Source organism: Streptomyces racemochromogenes, from assembly GCF_044129415.1.
Taxonomy (GTDB): domain Bacteria; phylum Actinomycetota; class Actinomycetes; order Streptomycetales; family Streptomycetaceae; genus Streptomyces; species Streptomyces racemochromogenes_A.
In genome coordinates this window covers 28,800-45,810 of record NZ_JBBDHD010000003.1, presented here as the reverse complement: position 1 = coordinate 45,810, position 17,011 = coordinate 28,800, and the positions used below count along the sequence as shown (strand labels likewise).

The 17,011-nt window shown below is 73.0% G+C and carries 11 protein-coding genes and 2 tRNA genes; 11 read left to right on the top strand and 2 right to left on the bottom strand.

Annotated elements, in window-relative coordinates:
• Positions 1–53: 53 nt before the first annotated feature.
• The 7 genes from recF to WDV06_RS01895 all read left to right on the top strand — a co-directional run bounded on the left by recF (position 54) and on the right by WDV06_RS01895 (position 7,912).
• On the top strand, positions 54–1,190 hold the full coding sequence (recF, locus tag WDV06_RS01925) for a DNA replication/repair protein RecF (protein WP_395507812.1): 1,137 nt from the start codon (positions 54–56) through the stop codon (positions 1,188–1,190).
• Positions 1,187–1,714, top strand: a complete 528-nt coding sequence (locus tag WDV06_RS01920; RefSeq protein WP_395507811.1) for a DciA family protein — start codon at positions 1,187–1,189, stop codon at positions 1,712–1,714. Before recF ends, WDV06_RS01920 begins: the two co-directional genes overlap by 4 nt.
• Before the next feature lie 410 nt (positions 1,715–2,124).
• On the top strand, positions 2,125–4,146 hold the full coding sequence (gene gyrB / locus WDV06_RS01915) for a DNA topoisomerase (ATP-hydrolyzing) subunit B (RefSeq protein ID WP_395507904.1): 2,022 nt from the start codon (positions 2,125–2,127) through the stop codon (positions 4,144–4,146).
• Positions 4,147–4,188: 42 nt separating this feature from the next.
• Positions 4,189–6,801, top strand: coding sequence for a DNA gyrase subunit A (gene gyrA, locus WDV06_RS01910; protein WP_395507810.1), 2,613 nt, complete (start codon positions 4,189–4,191; stop codon positions 6,799–6,801).
• Between the two features lie 3 nt (positions 6,802–6,804).
• The gene (locus tag WDV06_RS01905; protein ID WP_395507809.1) at positions 6,805–7,464 is read left to right on the top strand and encodes a DUF3566 domain-containing protein; all 660 of its coding nucleotides are present in this window, start codon (positions 6,805–6,807) and stop codon (positions 7,462–7,464) included.
• A gap of 95 nt (positions 7,465–7,559) precedes the next feature.
• A tRNA-Ile gene (locus WDV06_RS01900) sits at positions 7,560–7,633 on the top strand.
• Positions 7,634–7,777: 144 nt separating this feature from the next.
• Positions 7,778–7,912 carry a DLW-39 family protein gene (locus WDV06_RS01895; protein WP_208809277.1) on the top strand — a complete coding sequence of 45 codons (135 nt, stop codon included), beginning with the start codon at positions 7,778–7,780 and terminating at the stop codon, positions 7,910–7,912.
• A gap of 250 nt (positions 7,913–8,162) precedes the next feature.
• Here the strand turns inward: WDV06_RS01895 and WDV06_RS01890 are convergent, their stop codons facing one another.
• On the bottom strand, positions 8,163–8,711 hold the full coding sequence (locus WDV06_RS01890; protein WP_395507808.1) for a helix-turn-helix domain-containing protein: 549 nt from the start codon (positions 8,709–8,711) through the stop codon (positions 8,163–8,165).
• Positions 8,712–8,873: 162 nt separating this feature from the next.
• Between WDV06_RS01890 and WDV06_RS01885 the strand changes: the two genes are divergently transcribed.
• From WDV06_RS01885 to WDV06_RS01875, 3 genes are all read left to right on the top strand, one after another.
• Positions 8,874–8,946 (top strand) — tRNA-Ala (locus WDV06_RS01885).
• A gap of 307 nt (positions 8,947–9,253) precedes the next feature.
• On the top strand, positions 9,254–10,135 hold the full coding sequence (locus tag WDV06_RS01880; RefSeq protein ID WP_395507807.1) for an ATP-grasp domain-containing protein: 882 nt from the start codon (positions 9,254–9,256) through the stop codon (positions 10,133–10,135).
• Between the two features lie 159 nt (positions 10,136–10,294).
• Complete coding sequence (locus WDV06_RS01875) at positions 10,295–10,459, top strand: hypothetical protein (RefSeq protein WP_395507806.1); 165 nt, start codon at positions 10,295–10,297, stop codon at positions 10,457–10,459.
• Between the two features lie 71 nt (positions 10,460–10,530).
• Here the strand turns inward: WDV06_RS01875 and WDV06_RS01870 are convergent, their stop codons facing one another.
• Positions 10,531–13,533: an AfsR/SARP family transcriptional regulator gene (locus WDV06_RS01870; RefSeq protein ID WP_395507805.1), complete on the bottom strand. Its 3,003-nt coding sequence runs from the start codon at positions 13,531–13,533 to the stop codon at positions 10,531–10,533.
• Between the two features lie 353 nt (positions 13,534–13,886).
• Between WDV06_RS01870 and WDV06_RS01865 the strand changes: the two genes are divergently transcribed.
• Positions 13,887–16,973 carry an AAA family ATPase gene (locus WDV06_RS01865; RefSeq protein ID WP_395507804.1) on the top strand — a complete coding sequence of 1,029 codons (3,087 nt, stop codon included), beginning with the start codon at positions 13,887–13,889 and terminating at the stop codon, positions 16,971–16,973.
• Positions 16,974–17,011: the final 38 nt, after the last annotated feature.

Genomic DNA, 17,011 nt, shown 5'->3' with positions numbered 1-17,011 from the left:
GCACCACAGCAGCACCAGCACAGCAGCAGGAAGCCGGGGGAGGTCGGCGCCGTATGCACGTTTCGCATCTCTCGTTGGCCGACTTCCGCTCGTACGCCCGGGCCGAGGTCCCCCTCGCCCCGGGCGTCACGGCTTTCGTGGGCCCCAACGGCCAGGGCAAGACCAACCTCGTCGAAGCCGTCGGCTACCTGGCCACCCTCGGCAGCCACCGGGTCTCCTCGGACGCCCCGCTCGTGCGCATGGGCGCCGACCGGGCCGTCATCCGGGCCGCCGTGACCCAGGGGGAACGCCAGCAGCTGGTCGAGCTGGAGCTCAACCCCGGCCGGGCCAACCGGGCCCGCATCAACAGGTCCTCGCAGGTCAGGCCCCGGGACGTGCTGGGCATCGTGCGGACCGTGCTGTTCGCCCCCGAGGACCTCGCCCTGGTCAAGGGCGACCCCGGTGAGCGGCGCCGGTTCCTGGACGAGCTCGTCACCGCCCGCTCCCCCCGCATGGCGGCCGTCCGCTCCGACTACGAGCGGGTGCTCAAGCAGCGCAACACCCTGCTGAAGTCCGCGGCCATGGCCCGCCGGCACGGCGGCCGGTCCATGGACATGTCCACCCTCGACGTGTGGGACCAGCACCTCGCCCGCGCGGGCGCCGAGCTGCTCGCCCACCGGCTGGACCTGCTCGCCACCCTGCTGCCGCTGGCCGACAAGGCGTACGAGCAGCTCGCGCCCGGCGGCGGCCCGCTCGGCCTCTCCTACAGGTCCTCCGCCGGCGAGGACGTCGACGGCGGCGGGGCCCGCACCCGCGAGGCGCTCTACGAGGTCCTGCTCGCCGGCCTGGCCGGGGTGCGCAAGCAGGAGATCGAACGCGGGGTCACCCTGGTCGGCCCGCACCGCGACGACGTGCTGCTGCGCCTCGGCGAGCTCCCCGCGAAGGGGTACGCCAGCCACGGCGAGTCCTGGTCGTACGCGCTGGCGCTGCGGCTGGCCTCGTACGAGCTGCTGCGCTCGGAGGGCAACGAGCCGGTGCTGGTCCTGGACGACGTCTTCGCCGAACTGGACGCCCGGCGCCGCGAGCGGCTCGCGGAACTGGTGGCTCCGGGCGAGCAGGTCCTGGTGACCGCGGCGGTGGACGACGACGTGCCGGGGGTGCTGACGGGGACCCGCTTCGCGGTGTCCGGAGGTGAGGTGACCCGGCTGTGAACGACGGCGAGGAGCAGAAGCGGAAGGCGCCCGAGCCCTCCGGGGTCGACCTGGCCCGCCAGGCCCTGGCCGCCGCCCGCGAGCAGGCCCGGGCCCGCGGCAACGCGGTCGGCGGGAAGAAGCGCCAGCAGCAGTCCGGGCTGCGGTCGGGCGCGCGGGCCGACGGCAGGGACCCGATGCCGTTGATGGCGGCGCTGGACCGGCTGCGCACCGAACGCGGCTGGGAGATGCCGATCGCGGTGGCCGGGGTGATGGAGCGCTGGGCGGAGATCGTCGGCCCGGAGATCGCCGCGCACTGTGAACCGGAACGCTACGAGGACCGTGAGCTCCTCGTGCGGTGTGACTCCTCGGCCTGGGCCGCCCAGCTGAAGCTGCTCGCTCCGCAGCTGGTGGCGCGGCTCAACGCGGAGCTCGGGCAGGGCACCGTCCGGCTGATCAAGGTGCAGGGGCCCGGCGGGCGGCCGAAGCGGTACGGGCCCCTGCGGGCGCCCGGCAGCTCGGGCCCGGGGGACACCTGGGGCTAGTCCCGGTCGCGGGGTGAGCCGTGCCGGGACCCGGGGTTCCGGCCCCGGATCCCGCGCGCCCCGGACGTCGGCGGGGCCGGATGTGGTCCATGGGGGCGGAGGGGTCCGGCAGGGCTGCGGTTCCCGTGGCCGGTGCGGTGTCCCTCACCGTAGCGACGGGTTGACAGGCCGAAGCGCTGGATGCCCGCGTGAGCCTCTTTGAGCCCCTCCCCGGATATGGGGAGTCGGAGAGTGGAGGTTCAGGGCGGCACATGCGGACTCAGGCACCGGCAAACCCCCACTCATGTCAGCGGTACCGGTAGACTGGAGACAATCCCGCCCGTTCGCGGGGTGACACCGACAACGCAGACAACGCAGATCGACGCGGCCGCTCCCGCCGGCGCACACGCTGGTCCGGAGTACGGGCTGCGCTGTGCCAGAAAGGGCGCTTCGTGGCCGATTCCGGCGACTCCAACGAGAAGAATTACGACGCCAGTGCGATCCAGGTCCTGGAGGGCCTGGACGCGGTCCGCAAGCGGCCGGGTATGTACATCGGCTCGACGGGTGAGCGTGGTCTGCACCACCTCGTCTACGAGGTCGTCGACAACTCGGTCGACGAGGCGCTGGCCGGGCACGCGGACACCATCGACGTGACGATCCTCGCCGACGGCGGGGTGCGCGTGATCGACAACGGCCGGGGCATCCCCGTCGGCATCGTGCCGTCCGAGGGCAAGCCGGCCGTCGAGGTCGTCCTCACGGTCCTGCACGCGGGCGGCAAGTTCGGCGGGGGCGGGTACGCCGTCTCCGGCGGTCTGCACGGCGTCGGTGTGTCCGTCGTCAACGCCCTGTCGACCAAGGTCGCGGTCGAGGTCAAGACGGACGGCCACCGCTGGACCCAGGACTACAAGCTGGGCGTGCCCACGGCCCCGCTGGCCAAGAACGAGGAGACCGACGAGACCGGCACGTCGGTGACGTTCTGGGCCGACGGCGACATCTTCGAGACCACCGAGTACTCCTTCGAGACGCTGTCGCGGCGCTTCCAGGAGATGGCCTTCCTCAACAAGGGCCTGACCCTCTCGCTCACGGACGAGCGCGAGTCGGCCAAGGCCACCGCGGACGCCGACAACCCCGACGCGGACGCGATGGAGCCCAAGGCGCGCACGGTCCGGTACCACTACGAGGGCGGCATCGTCGACTTCGTGAAGTACCTCAACTCGCGCAAGGGCGAGCTGATCCACCCGACCGTCATCGACGTCGAGGCCGAGGACAAGGAGCGCATGCTCTCGGTCGAGATCGCGATGCAGTGGAACTCGCAGTACACCGAGGGCGTCTACTCCTTCGCGAACACGATCCACACGCACGAGGGCGGCACCCACGAGGAGGGCTTCCGCGCGGCGCTGACCGGCCTGGTCAACCGCTACGCGCGGGACAAGAAGCTGCTCCGCGAGAAGGACGACAACCTCGCCGGCGAGGACATCCGTGAGGGTCTGACGGCCATCATCTCGGTCAAGCTGGGCGAGCCCCAGTTCGAGGGCCAGACGAAGACCAAGCTGGGCAACACCGAGGCCAAGACCTTCGTGCAGAAGGTGGTCCACGAGCACCTCAGCGACTGGTTCGACCGCAACCCGGTCGAGGCCGCGGACATCGTCCGCAAGGCGATCCAGGCGGCCACGGCCCGCGTCGCGGCCCGCAAGGCCCGCGACCTGACCCGCCGCAAGGGCCTCCTGGAGAGCGCCTCGCTGCCGGGCAAGCTCTCGGACTGCCAGTCGAACGACCCGACCAAGTGCGAGATCTTCATCGTCGAGGGCGACTCCGCCGGCGGCTCCGCGAAGTCCGGCCGCAACCCGATGTACCAGGCCATCCTGCCCATCCGCGGCAAGATCCTGAACGTCGAGAAGGCCCGGATCGACAAGATCCTCCAGAACACCGAGGTCCAGGCGCTGATCAGCGCCTTCGGCACCGGTGTGCACGAGGACTTCGACATCGAGAAGCTCCGCTATCACAAGATCATCCTGATGGCGGACGCCGACGTCGACGGCCAGCACATCAACACCCTGCTGCTGACCTTCCTCTTCCGCTTCATGCGCCCGCTGGTCGAGGCCGGACACGTCTACCTGTCCCGCCCGCCGCTGTACAAGATCAAGTGGGGTCGCGACGACTTCGAGTACGCCTACTCGGACCGCGAGCGCGACGCCCTGGTCGAGCTCGGCAAGCAGAACGGCAAGCGCATCAAGGAAGACTCGATCCAGCGCTTCAAGGGTCTGGGCGAGATGAACGCCGAGGAGCTGCGCGTCACCACCATGGACGTGGACCACCGCGTGCTCGGCCAGGTCACGCTCGACGACGCGGCCCAGGCCGACGACCTGTTCTCGGTGCTGATGGGTGAGGACGTCGAAGCGCGGCGTTCCTTCATCCAGCGCAACGCCAAGGACGTCCGCTTCCTCGACATCTGAGTCGGCCCGACGCTGACCGCCCGAAAGGACTTCTGACCGGCAATGGCCGACGAAACCACCCCCACCGCAGAGAACGCCGCGGAGGAGCAGCCGCAGCTGCGCATCGAGCCCGTCGGGCTCGAAACGGAGATGCAGCGCTCCTACCTCGACTACGCGATGTCCGTCATCGTCTCCCGCGCGCTGCCCGACGTACGGGACGGCCTCAAGCCCGTCCACCGGCGTGTGCTGTACGCGATGTACGACGGCGGCTACCGGCCCGAGAAGGGCTTCTACAAGTGCGCCCGCGTCGTCGGCGACGTCATGGGCACCTACCACCCGCACGGTGACTCCTCGATCTACGACGCCCTGGTCCGCCTGGCCCAGCCGTGGTCGATGCGCATGCCGCTGGTGGACTCCAACGGCAACTTCGGCTCCCCGGGCAACGACCCGGCGGCCGCCATGCGCTACACCGAGTGCAAGCTGATGCCGCTGGCCATGGAGATGCTCCGGGACATCGACGAGGAGACCGTCGACTTCCAGGACAACTACGACGGCCGCAACCAGGAGCCCACCGTCCTGCCGGCACGGTTCCCGAACCTGCTGGTGAACGGTTCCGCCGGCATCGCCGTCGGTATGGCCACCAACATCCCGCCGCACAACCTGCGCGAGGTCGCGGCCGGCGCCCAGTGGGCGCTGGAGCACCCGGACGCCACGCACGAGGAGCTCCAGGACGCGCTCATCGAGCGCATCAAGGGCCCGGACTTCCCGACCGGCGCGCTCGTCGTGGGCCGCAAGGGCATCGAGGAGGCGTACCGGACCGGGCGCGGCTCCATCACGATGCGCGCGGTGGTCGAGGTCGAGGAGATCCAGAACCGCCAGTGCCTGGTGGTCACGGAGCTCCCGTACCAGACCAACCCGGACAACCTGGCGCAGAAGATTGCCGACCTGGTCAAGGACGGCAAGATCGGCGGCATCGCCGACGTCCGTGACGAGACCTCGTCCCGGACCGGCCAGCGCCTGGTGATCGTGCTCAAGCGCGACGCCGTCGCCAAGGTCGTGCTGAACAACCTCTACAAGCACACCGACCTGCAGACGAACTTCGGCGCGAACATGCTGGCGCTGGTGGACGGGGTGCCGCGCACCCTGTCGATCGACGCGTTCATCCGCCACTGGGTGCAGCACCAGATCGAGGTCATCGTCCGCCGTACGCGCTTCCGTCTGCGCAAGGCGGAGGAGCGGGCCCACATCCTGCGCGGCCTGCTCAAGGCGCTGGACGCCATCGACGAGGTCATCGCCCTCATCCGGCGCAGCAACACCGTCGAGATCGCGCGCGAGGGCCTGATGGGCCTCCTGGAGATCGACGAAATCCAGGCCAACGCCATCCTGGAGATGCAGCTGCGCCGCCTGGCGGCCCTGGAGCGCCAGAAGATCGTCGCCGAGCACGACGAGCTCCAGGCGAAGATCGACGAGTACAACGCGATCCTGGCCTCGCCGGAGAAGCAGCGCTCCATCGTCAGCGAGGAGCTGGCCGCGCTCGTCGAGAAGTACGGCGACGACCGCCGCTCCAAGCTGGTGCCGTTCGACGGTGACATGTCCATCGAGGACCTGATCGCCGAAGAGGACATCGTCGTCACCATCACGCACGGTGGCTACGTCAAGCGCACCAAGACCGAGGACTACCGCTCGCAGAAGCGCGGCGGCAAGGGCGTGCGCGGCACGAAGCTGAAGCAGGACGACCTCGTCGACCACTTCTTCGTCTCCACCACGCACCACTGGCTGCTGTTCTTCACGAACAAGGGCCGCGTCTACCGGTCCAAGGCGTACGAGCTCCCGGACGCCGGCCGCGACGCCCGCGGGCAGCACGTGGCGAACCTGCTGGCCTTCCAGCCGGACGAGAAGATCGCCCAGATCCTCGCGATCCGCGACTACGAGGCGGCGCCCTACCTGATCCTGGCCACGAAGGCCGGCCTGGTGAAGAAGACGGCGCTGAAGGACTACGACTCGCCCCGTTCGGGCGGCGTCATCGCCATCAACCTCCGCGAGACGGAGGACGGCAGCGACGACGAGCTGATCGGCGCCGAGCTGGTGTCCGCCGAGGACGACCTGCTCCTCATCAGCAAGAAGGCGCAGTCCATCCGCTTCACGGCGACGGACGAGGCGCTGCGCCCGATGGGCCGCGCCACCTCCGGTGTGAAGGGCATGAGCTTCCGCGAGGGTGACGAACTGCTCTCGATGAGCGTTGTCCGGCCGGGTACGTTCGTGTTCACCGCGACCGACGGCGGATACGCCAAGCGGACCGCGGTGGACGAGTACCGCGTCCAGGGCCGTGGCGGTCTGGGCATCAAGGCCGCCAAGATCGTGGAGGACCGCGGGTCGCTCGTCGGCGCGCTGGTGGTGGATGAATCGGATGAGATCCTCGCCATCACGCTCGGCGGCGGTGTGATCCGTACGCGCGTCAACGAAGTCAGGGAGACGGGCCGTGACACCATGGGCGTCCAGCTGATCAACCTGGGCAAGCGGGATGCCGTGGTGGGTATCGCCCGCAACGCCGAGGCCGGTCAGGAAGCTGACGAGGTCGACGAGATCGAGACAGGGATCGAGGCCGCGGCAGCCGAGGGTACGGCCGCCGAGGCCGCCGGGGACGCAGCGTCCCCGGATCGGGAGCACGAGGAGTAAGTCGTGAGTGGAGCCACGGGCGCCGGACCGGCCAAGACTGGAGCGAACGGTGCCCGTGGCCCCGCCGCGGACTCCGAGGGCGGGGACACCCCCGCCGAAGGCAGGGGGGGAACGGTGACGGACACCCGAGGACCGCAGGCGAAGCCGCAGTCCCAGTCCAAGCAGAAGCAGAAGCCCGCTGCCGCGGCCAAGGACGCCGCCGAGCAGCCCTACCACCCCCCGCAGGCGTACGCGGCTCCCAAGAAGCCGGCGACGCAGCGGGGGCCCGTTCCGGGGACCCGTACGACGCCCCGGACGCGCAAGGCGCGGCTGCGGGTGGCCAAGGCCGACCCGTGGTCGGTGATGAAGGTCAGCTTCCTGCTGTCGATCGCGCTCGGCATCTGCACGATCGTGGCGTCCGCGGTGCTGTGGATGGTCATGGACGCCATGGGCATCTTCTCGACCGTCGGCGGCACGATCAGCGAGGCCACCGGCTCGAACGAGGGCAACGGCTTCGACCTCCAGTCGTTCCTGTCGCTGCCGCGCGTGCTGATCTTCACCTCGGTCATCGCGGTGATCGACGTGGTGCTGATGACCGCCCTGGCGACGCTGGGCGCGTTCATCTACAACCTGTCGGCGGGCTTCGTGGGCGGCGTGGAGCTCACGCTGGCCGAGGACGAATGACCCGCTGACTGACCTGCGGGAAAGGCCCGCGGGAACGGATTTGGGTTCCACAGCGTCTGTGCGCTAATCTTCAGGAGTCAGCGCGCAGGCGCGGAGGGGCTATAGCTCAGTTGGTTAGAGCGCATCCCTGATAAGGATGAGGCCACAGGTTCAAATCCTGTTAGCCCCACAGTGACGAAGACCCCCAGGCCACCGGCCCGGGGGTCTTCTTCGTTGGTCCGTCCAGGGACCCCTAGATAACCGATCGGTATCGGTCGGTGTGTATTGTTGGCGCCCAGAAGTCCCCAACGTCAACGAAAGACGAGGTCGCGCGGTGAAGAAGCTGCTCCTGGTCGCACTGGCCGCCATCGGCGGGCTCCTCGTGTACCGCCAGATCCAGGCGGACCGCGCCGAGCAGGACCTGTGGACGGAGGCTACCGACTCCGTGCCTTCCGGTTCCGGCGTGTGAGCCCCACGTTTGATCTCATGAAGCCCCGGCTGCCGCTGCTGCCGGGGCTTCGTGCTGTTCCGGGGCGCCCGGTCCCCGTCCGCGTCGTCGGGCGGGGTGGGGAGCAACTGGGCAAGCCCGGCAAGGGCCTTGTGCGCCCTTGTGGCGCTCTGGAACCGGCTTGGGGGTTCCGGGGTGCGGCGCGTGCATGATCACGCCGCACAGCGGCGCCGGGACCCCGTGCGCTGCCGCCCCCGCCGCCCCCGGTGCGTCAGTTCTGGTGGGCCTCGTAGTGGGCCACCGCTTCCGCGGTGCGCCCCGCGCCGTACACCCGCAGGAACTCGGCCAGTTCGGGGTGGCTGGGGGCGAGGGCGTTCGCCGCGTCGATGATGTCGCCGGCCGCCGAGACGGACCGCAGCAGCGACTGGATCTCGCGGACCACCCGCTTGACGGTCGGGGCGCCGGAACTCGTGGCGGTCTGACCGTTGTTGCTGAGGACGGAACCGCCCTGGGTGTTCTTGATCTCGTCCATCCGGTCGGTGGCCTCGCCGGCGCTGACGCTGCCGTCCGCGACCTGCCCGGCGAGGTCCTGGAGGGCCTGGACCCGCTGGACGACGGCCGGGTTGCCGATCTTGGCGCGCTGCCCGCTCATCAGCTGGGACAGCATGGGCGCCGACAGTCCGAGGACAGCAGCGAGGCGAGCCTGGTTCAGGCCGAGGTCGTCTATGAGCCGTCGGAACAGGGCGCCGAGCGGTTCCCCGTACCAACTGCGCTGAAGCTCCCGGGCTCTGGCGGTGGCCTCTTGCTGTACTGCGTCCACGCTTACTACTCCCCTTCGCTGGTGCGAACCTCGCGAGCATCTTACGGAGCGTGGTCGCGGGGCGGGAGTCCCTATCATTTTGCGGGATGAGGGGGTGCACCGGGTACTCTGTCCTGCGGAACGGACACTCCCTCCCGGGGGAGGAGCCGCGTCCGGACGCACGGGGCCTTAGCTCAGTTGGTAGAGCGCTGCTTTTGCAAGGCAGATGTCAGGAGTTCGAATCTCCTAGGCTCCACTTCACGAAACCCCCTGACCTGCGGAAACGCCGGTCAGGGGGTTTCGTCGTCCCCGCCCTGGGGCCCGCCCCCGACGCGCCTGGGGCCCGCCCCCGGCCCGCCCCGGTCCCGGTCCGTTCCCGCCCCGGTCGGGGTCTCCTGGAGGATCCCCGGAAGGAGTCTCGGGCGGCGCTGGACGGACCGCGGCCCCTGCCGGTACGTATCCGGACAGTCCGGAAAAGACATCGGCCCTTCAGGACCACCGAGGGATCTGATCGGGAAGGCGGGGCGTCACTATCTCCCCGGAAGTCCGAGAAGGGGGACACGGTGAGTGACAGCCAGACGGCACAGCGGGCGAGGCGGGCCCTGCTGGTGATGCCCGGACCGGGGCTCGTACGCGCGGCCCGCGCGGCGGGTCTGGAGGTCTGGGCGGCCCTGGACCACAGGCTGGAGGTGGAGCCGGGCATCCGCGCGGAACTGCCGCCCGAGCGCATCCTGCGGGTGGACTTCGCGGAGGCCGCCGAGCTGCGCGCCGTCCTGACGGACACGGCCCGTCACCGCGGGATCGGGCACATCCTCTACCTCCCCGGAGCCCTGACGGGCGGGGCCTCGGCGGCGGCGGAGGCGGTGGCCCGGGAGCTCGCGGAGGGCCGGGAGGAGCAGGGGGACGCGGTACCCGGCCTGCCGGACGCGGCGGCCATGCGGCGCGTCCTGAACGCCAGCGGGATCTCGGCCGTGCGCGCCGAGGAGGCGGCCACCGTCGCCGAGGCCCGCGCGCTGGCCGAGGCCTTCCCGCTGCCGGTGGTGATCAAGTCCGCCGACGCGGCGGGCGTGTGGCACACGGCCCCCGTACGGGACCACGCGGCCCTCGCCGACTGGGCCGAGGGGGCCGTCGCCGGCCGGTACCCGGGCCCGCACCTCGTCGAAGAGCTGCTGACCGGGCCGCAGTTCAGCGTGGAGACCTTCTCGGTGGGCGGTATGCACCTGGTCGCCGGCATCACGGCAGAGGGTCACGAGGAGCCCCTCTCCGAGGAGGACCGCGCGGGCGTACGCGCGACCGTGCGGGCGCTGCTGGACCTCGCGGGGTACGAGTGCGGGACGACCCGCACGGACGTCCTGATCACCGCCCGGGGCTCCCGGATCGCGGCCTCGCGGGAACCGTACGGGAACCCGGCGCGCGCAGCGGCGCAAAGCGGTGCGCCGGCCTGACGGCCGGTTATCGGACAGCGGTAACGAGCCAGGTTTGCAAGGGAGTTGGACAGGTATCGGGACGGGAACGCTCCGGTATCGCCCTGGCCCAATCTCAGTGATGTCGAAAGCGGCCCACCGCAACGGGGGCCGCACACCGCAGACATCAGGGGGATGGCGATGAACAGCAAGCTGGCGGGCCTGGCGGGAATCTTCGCGGCGGCGGCTCTGGTCCTGGGCCTCGGAGCCACGGTCCAGGCCCCGGACGCGGGCCCGTCGGCGGGCCACCAGGTCCTCGCCGACGACCGCGGCCCGGCGGCCCCCTCCCCGGCCCCGGCCCCCTGACCGGGCCCGCACCCGGAAAGTGACGTGCCCCGCACCGGAGAACCGGTGCGGGGCACGTGCGCGTCCGCCGGTCAGCCGGCGCGGCAGCGTTCCGGGATCCCCATGAAGGCGAAGATCTCCTCCGCCTTCGCCCACTGCTGCGACGCGGCCGTGAGGTCCCCCATGGCCTCCGAGGCCCTCGCCAGGCCGACCAGGGCGTCGGCCTCCTCGGGACGCAGGCGCATCCCCGTCGCGATCTTGTAGGCGTGGCCGTGCAGGGCGCGCGCGGCCTCCCATTCCCCCCGGCGCACGTGCCGGCGTCCGAGCAGGTTCTCCACCTTCGCCAGCCGGATCGGGGCACCGTTGGCCCGGGCCAGCGCCAGGGCCCGCGCCGCGAAGCCGGAGGACTCCTCCTCGTTGCCCAGCCGGTCCGCGACCTCCGCGCACAGCGCGAGCAGCACGGCCCCGTCCACCTGCTCCCTGGCCCAGTCGCACAGGCCGTGCGCCGTGCGCAGGGAGGCGGACGCCTCCTCGTACGCCCCGCGGCCCGCCTGGGCGAAGGCCAGGTCCGTCAGCGCCGTGACCTCCCCGCTCCGGTACCCGAGGCTGCGGCTGATCCCCAGCGCCCGGCGCGCGGTCTCCTCGGCCTCCGGGTAGCGTCCGCAGCGCTCGTGCAGCGTGCTGAGCATGGTGAGGCCTTCCGACTCCTCGCGCCGCGCGCCCAGTTCCGCGGCCATCCCGATCGCCCGCTCGATCAGGGGGACGGCCGCGGTGTACTGGCCGAGCGTGGACAGCAGCAGGCCGATGGTGGACTCGCTGTGGGCCTCGATGTGCCGGTCGCCGAGCCGTACGGCGGTGTCCCGGCTCTCCGCGGCGACCTCCAGGCCCTCCTCGAACCGGCCGAGCTTCCAGCAGGCGGCGCCGAGGTTGGCCAGGCTGACGGTCAGCAGGTGCGGGTCGTCGAGCCGGCGGGCGGCGGCCACCGAGAGGCGGCCGAGGCTCCAGAAGTCGTCGAACCGGCCCCGCGCGTGCAGATGGAACGCCAGGTTGCGGCTCAGGCAGGCCGTGTAGCGGTCGTGACCGCGCTGGTCCGCGAGGGTGACCGCGGCCATGAGGCCCTCGTGTTCCTGGTCGAACCAGCGGCCCGCCAGGTCGGCGCGGGTGAGGGGCGGCAGTTCGCCCTCGTACGGAGGGATGCCGGTGGGCCGGTGCTTGCGGCCCGGGAACAGCACCTCGCAGGCGGTGTCCGTCGCCGTCAGGTAGTAGCCGAGCAGCCGCTCGACCGCCGCCGCGTCGGCGGCCTCGGTCGCCGGGACGCGCAGGCTCTGGGCGAAGCTGCGCACCAGGTCGTGGAAGGTGTAGAGGCCGATGTCGGGCTGCTGGACGAGGTGTACGTCGAGCAGGAACTCCAGGGTGTCCTCGGCGTCCCGGACGGTCGTGCCGAGGAGCGCGGCCGCCGTGTGGACGTCGATGTCGGCGCCCGGGTGCAGGCTCAGGATGCGGAAGGCCGTGCGGTGCTTCTCGTCCATCGCCAGGTACGACAGCCGCAGTGTCGCCGCCACGCTGCGCTCGCCCGAGCTCAGCTCGTCCATCCGGCGGGTCTCGTCCCGCAGCCGCTCGACCAGGTAACGGACGGTCCAGCGTGGCCGGTTGCGCAGCCGGGCGGTGGCGATGCGCAGGGCCAGCGGCAGGTGCCCGCACAGCTCCGCCAGTTCGGCGGCCGCCTCCGGCTCGGCGGACACGCGGGCCGCGCCGAGCGTCTGCGTCATCAGGTCGGTGCTCTCCTCGGGCTTCATCAGGTCGATGGAGACCCACTCGACCCCGTCGAGGTCCAGCAGCCGGGCCCGGCTCGTGACCAGCACCAGGCAGCCCGGCGTGGCCGGGAGCAGGGGCCGGATCTGGGCGGCGTCGACGGCGTTGTCGAGCAGCAGCAGGATCCGCCGGCCGTCCAGCGCCGCCCGCCAGAGGGCGGCGCGTCCCTCCAGGTCCTCGGGGATGCGGTCACCGGGGGCGCCGAGGGTGCGCAGCAGGGTGTCGAGCGCGGCGGCGGGCGTCACCGGGGTCTCGCCCGGGGTGAACCCGCGCAGGTCGATGAGGAGCTGGCCGTCCGGGTAGCGGTCGGCCAGCCGGTGGGCGGCCCGGACGGCGAGGGAGGTCTTGCCCATGCCGCCCATGCCGTCGATGGCGATGACGCGCGAGTACCGCTCCTGGTCCGGGCGGCCGTCCCGGACGAACGCGAAGAGCTCGTTCAGCTCCTCGGCCCGGCCCGTGAAGTCGGGCAGGTCGTAGGGGAGCGTGCACGGGGCGTCGGCGGCGGGGCCCGGCGGCGCCGCCGGCGCCTCCTGGACGGGCGCCGGTACGGGTGCGGGCGGGGCGGCGGGTTCCGGGGCGGCGTCCGCCGGCGGCTGCGGTTCCCGTGCCCCGGGTGCCGCGCGCTCGGGGCCGGCCAGTTCGGGGCCGTCGCGCAGGATCGCCTCGTACAGCTTGGCCAGCTGCGGCCCGGGGTCGATGCCGAGCTCCTCCACCAGCAGCTCGCGCACCCGTCCGTACTCCTGGAGCGCCTCGGCCTGCCGGCCGGTGCGGTACAGGGCGAGCATCAGCTGCCCGCGCAGGGTCTCCCGCAGCGGGTGCTCGGTGATCAGCGCACGCAGCCCGGAGACCAGCTCGCCGCTCTCCCCGAGGGTCAGGCGCAGGCCGAAGTACTGTTCGGCGGCGGACAGCCGGCGCTCCTCCAGCGCGGTCGCCACGGTGTCGATCACCGGCCCCCCGGCGCCGGACAGGACGGGACCCCGCCACAGGGCCAGGGCGGCGGCCAGGTGCTCGGCGGCGGTGGTCAGCCGCCCGTCCTTCGCGGCCTGGCCGGCGGCCTGCACGAGGGCGTCGAATTCGAGCAGGTCGAGCTGCCCGGCGGTCACGGCGGCCCGGTAGCCGGGGCCGTCGGTGACGATCACCGCACCGCCGTCGGGGAGGCGCCTGCGCAGGTCGGCGACGGCTTTGCGCACCTGGTGCGAAGCCGTTGCAGGTGGATCCTGCTCCCAGGCCGCCTCGACCAGCCGGGCGACGGTCACCACCCGGCCGGATTCCAGCAGCAGCATGGACAGGACGCGCTCCTGGATCGCCCCACCCAGTCTCAGCCGCCCCCCGGCGGCCCAACTCTCAAGGGATCCGAGCACGTTGAAGCGCAGCGGATTCCCTTGGGGAATCGCTTCGCCTCTCTCTCCGGACCCTGGTTCTGTCGCGGTCATCGACAGCTGATACCCCCCCAGCCCAACAAATCCCCAGGTAGGGGCCTTTGCCAACGGGATCATAGGCGGTTCCCCTGTGTGCGGTAAGGCTCCGGGAAGGGAACGGGAATCCGAACGCGGAGGCTGTGCGGGTCGACAGGACCGGCCCGGACGGCCGGTGTCGCCAGGCGCATTCGACACAGCGAGCGGCAAAGGAGCAGAAGGTGGGCAGACTGGAGAGACCCCTCGCCCCGGACGCGGGACCCGTCACCGCGTTCGCCCGGGAGCTGCGCAGGCTCCGCACCGCCGCGGGCAGCCCCGGCTACCGCGACATGGCCAACCGGGCGATGTTCTCCGCGTCGGTGCTCTCCGACGCGGCCGCCGGATACCGGCTCCCGACCCTCCAGGTGGCCCTCGCCTTCGCCGAGGCCTGCGGCGGCGACCGGGCGACCTGGGAGCGCCGCTGGCGCGAGGCCGCCGGGGCGGAGGGGGCCGAGGGGGTCTCCCGTCCGGCCGCCAAGAGCGTGCAGCAGCACCAGGAGGCCGAGTTGCGCGCCGCCGCGGTACGGGCCGCGGTGCCGCCGCCCGCTCAGCTGCCGATGGCGCCGCACCGGCTCGTCGGGCGCGGCCACCTGCTCCAGCGGGCCCGGGTGCTGACGGACTCCCGGGAGGGCGGGGACACCGCGCCCCGGCCGCTGGTGATCACCGGTCAGGTCGGCGCGGGCAAGTCGGCGTTCGCGCTGCGGCTGGCCCACGAGCTGGCGGCGGACCTGCCGGACGGACAGCTGTACGTCGACCTCGACCCGGCCGCCGACGGCCGCAAGGACGCCCACGGGATCGTGGGGGGCTTCCTGGAGGCGCTCGGCATGCCCGCCGAGCGGATCCCGAACGACACGGGCCCGCGCTTCGGTCTGTACCGCTCGCTGCTGGCCCGCCGCCGGGTTCTGGTGGTCCTCGACGGGGTGCAGCACGAGCGCCAGGTGCGCGAGCTGCTGGCCGCCGCGCCCGAGAGCCGGATGATCGTCACCAGCCGCTCCCGGCTGCTGGGCCTCGACGGGGTGAACCGGATGCGGCTGCCGGTGCTGGAGCGGGACGAGTCGGTGGAACTGCTGGTGGGCCTGCTCGGCGAGGAGCGGGCCGGCGCCGAGCCGCGGGCCTGCCTGCGTCTGGCGGAGGCCTGCGGGGACCTGCCCGCGGCACTGAACCTGGCGGGCCGGCGCATCGCGGCCCGGCCCGAGTGGATGCTGGAGGACTGCGTCTCGGAGCTGCTCGGCGAGGGCGTGCAGGCGCCGGGGCTCTTCCTGTCCCGGCTGCGGGCCGGGGACGACAGCCTGAACCGGCGCCTGGACGCCGCCTACCGCTCGGCGGTCCCGTGGGCCCGCCCCCTGCTGCGGCGGATCGCCGCCTCCGGACGGCTGTCCGTGGACTCGGTGGTGTACGAGTGCGCGGACGCGCTCGTCCACGCGGTGGAGCGGTCGGCGGAGCCGGTCGAGGACCTCCTGGAGAGCCTGCTGGACGCGGGCCTGCTCGCGCCCTCCGACCTGCCGGGCCAGTACGGACTGCCGCCGGTGGTACGGGCCTTCGCGCTGGCCCAGCCCGAGCCGGAGGCGCCCCCCGGTGCCGCGGCCGCCACTCCGGCCGCGGCCGCGGCCGCCGCGGGGGAGGACGCGGAGCTGCGGGCGGACTGCGCCGTGCGCCGGGCCCGCGCCCTGATCCGGCTCGCCGAACTCCGCGCGGACCCGGCGCCGTTGCACGAGGCCCTGGCGGCGCTGGAACCCCTGGGCGCCGACCCGGACGTCCTGCCTGCCCTGGGCGCCGTCCTGCTGGCCCTCCTCACCCACACCTCCGACCCGGCGCACCGCACGGCCCTGGCGGAACGCGCGGCGGAAGCCCTGGAGACGGCCCTGTCCCACCTGGAAGCCCCCGCCCCGCCCCCGGAGGCCGGCCCGGACCCGTCCGGGGACCCGGCCCGGGACGCGGAGCGGGAGCGTGCGGCCGAAGGCCCGTCCCGGCCCCCCTCCCCGGCGACCGGCCCGGACCCGTCCGGGGACCCGGCCCGGGATCCGGACCGGGCGGCCGGGCGTGCGGCCGAAGGCGCGGACCGGGGTACGGGTGCGGCGGCCGGCCCGGACCCGTTCGAGGTCCCGGGCCGGGGTTCGGGCCCGGTGGGTGGGCACGCGGCCGAAGGCGCGGACCGGGGTACGGGTGCGGCGGCCGGCCCGGGCGCGTTCGAGGTCCCGGGCCGGGGTTCGGGCCCGGTGGCCGGGCACGCGGCCGAAGGCGCGGACCGGGGTACGGGTGCGGCGGCCGGCCCGGGCGCGGGCCGGGACGCGGGGCCGGTGGGTGGGCGTGCCGCTGGAGACGCGGGACGGGGCGCGGGGCCGGCTCCGGGCGGGCGGGGCGTTTCCGGGGCGGGTGCCGTGCGGGGGCGGCGGGCTGCGTGGGTGCGGGTGGACCTGGCCGGGGCCCTGCGGTACCTGCCGCGCCGGCTCGAAGAGGCGCGGGCGCAGCTGCTGCGGGCGCTCGACGAAGGGGTCGGGGACCCCGAGCTGCGGCTCGCCGCGCTGCTCGGCCTCGCCCGCGTGCACCGCGCGCGGTACGCCCGCGACGGGGACCCCGCCGCCCTGGAGGAGGCGGCCGAGGCGTACGGGCGGGCCCGGCGGCTGATCCCCCGGGACGGCGACGCCTACGCGGAACTGCTGCCCGAGTGGGGCGACGTGCTCCTGGAGCGGGCCCGCGCCGCCGACGGCCGCCGCTTCGCCTCCACCGCCGTACGGGTGCTGCGCGAGAGCCGGGCGGCGGTGGCCCAGTCCGACCCGGGGGCCGCGTACCGGCTGCTGCGGCTGGCCTCAGGGCTGCGGCTGCGGCACACCTACGAGGGCGACCTCGTCGACCTCCGCGAGGCCGAGTACCTGCTGGAGCTGGCCGCCCGGCAGAGCCGCGCCGCTCTGGAGCGGGCCCGCGCCTGGCGCGACCACGGCGACGTCCAGCAGGAGATCCACGCCCACACCCGCACCACCGACCGCCTGGACCGGGCGGCGGACTCCTACCGCCGGGCCTGGCGGGCCGCCCTGGAGGCCGGCCGCGACGACCCCGCGGACCCCGCCGCCCCCGGCGACACCGCCGCCCTGCGCCTCGCCGCCCGCGTCCAGGAGCTGCGCGGCGGGGTCCTGGAGCGCCTGGCCCGCCCCCGCGCCGCCCTGGACGCGTACCGGGCCGCCCTGGAGCTGTGGCAGCGCCAGGGACTGCCGGACGGCGAGCGGCCGGAGGCCGTCCGGCAGCGCATCGCTGCCCTGGAGAGCGGCGGATGAGCCGTTTCCCCCCGCCGGACCGCGGGAAAGGGCAGTGG

Excerpts from the sequence above, each read along its gene's own strand:
- gyrA (WP_395507810.1), top strand. The coding sequence starts at position 4,189 with ATGGCCGACGAAACCACCCCCACCGCAGAGAACGCCGCGGAGGAGCAG.
- WDV06_RS01870 (WP_395507805.1), bottom strand. The coding sequence starts at position 13,533 with ATGCTGCTGCTGGAATCCGGCCGGGTGGTGACCGTCGCCCGGCTGGTC.
- WDV06_RS01875 (WP_395507806.1), top strand. The coding sequence starts at position 10,295 with ATGAACAGCAAGCTGGCGGGCCTGGCGGGAATCTTCGCGGCGGCGGCT.
- recF (WP_395507812.1), top strand. The coding sequence starts at position 54 with ATGCACGTTTCGCATCTCTCGTTGGCCGACTTCCGCTCGTACGCCCGG.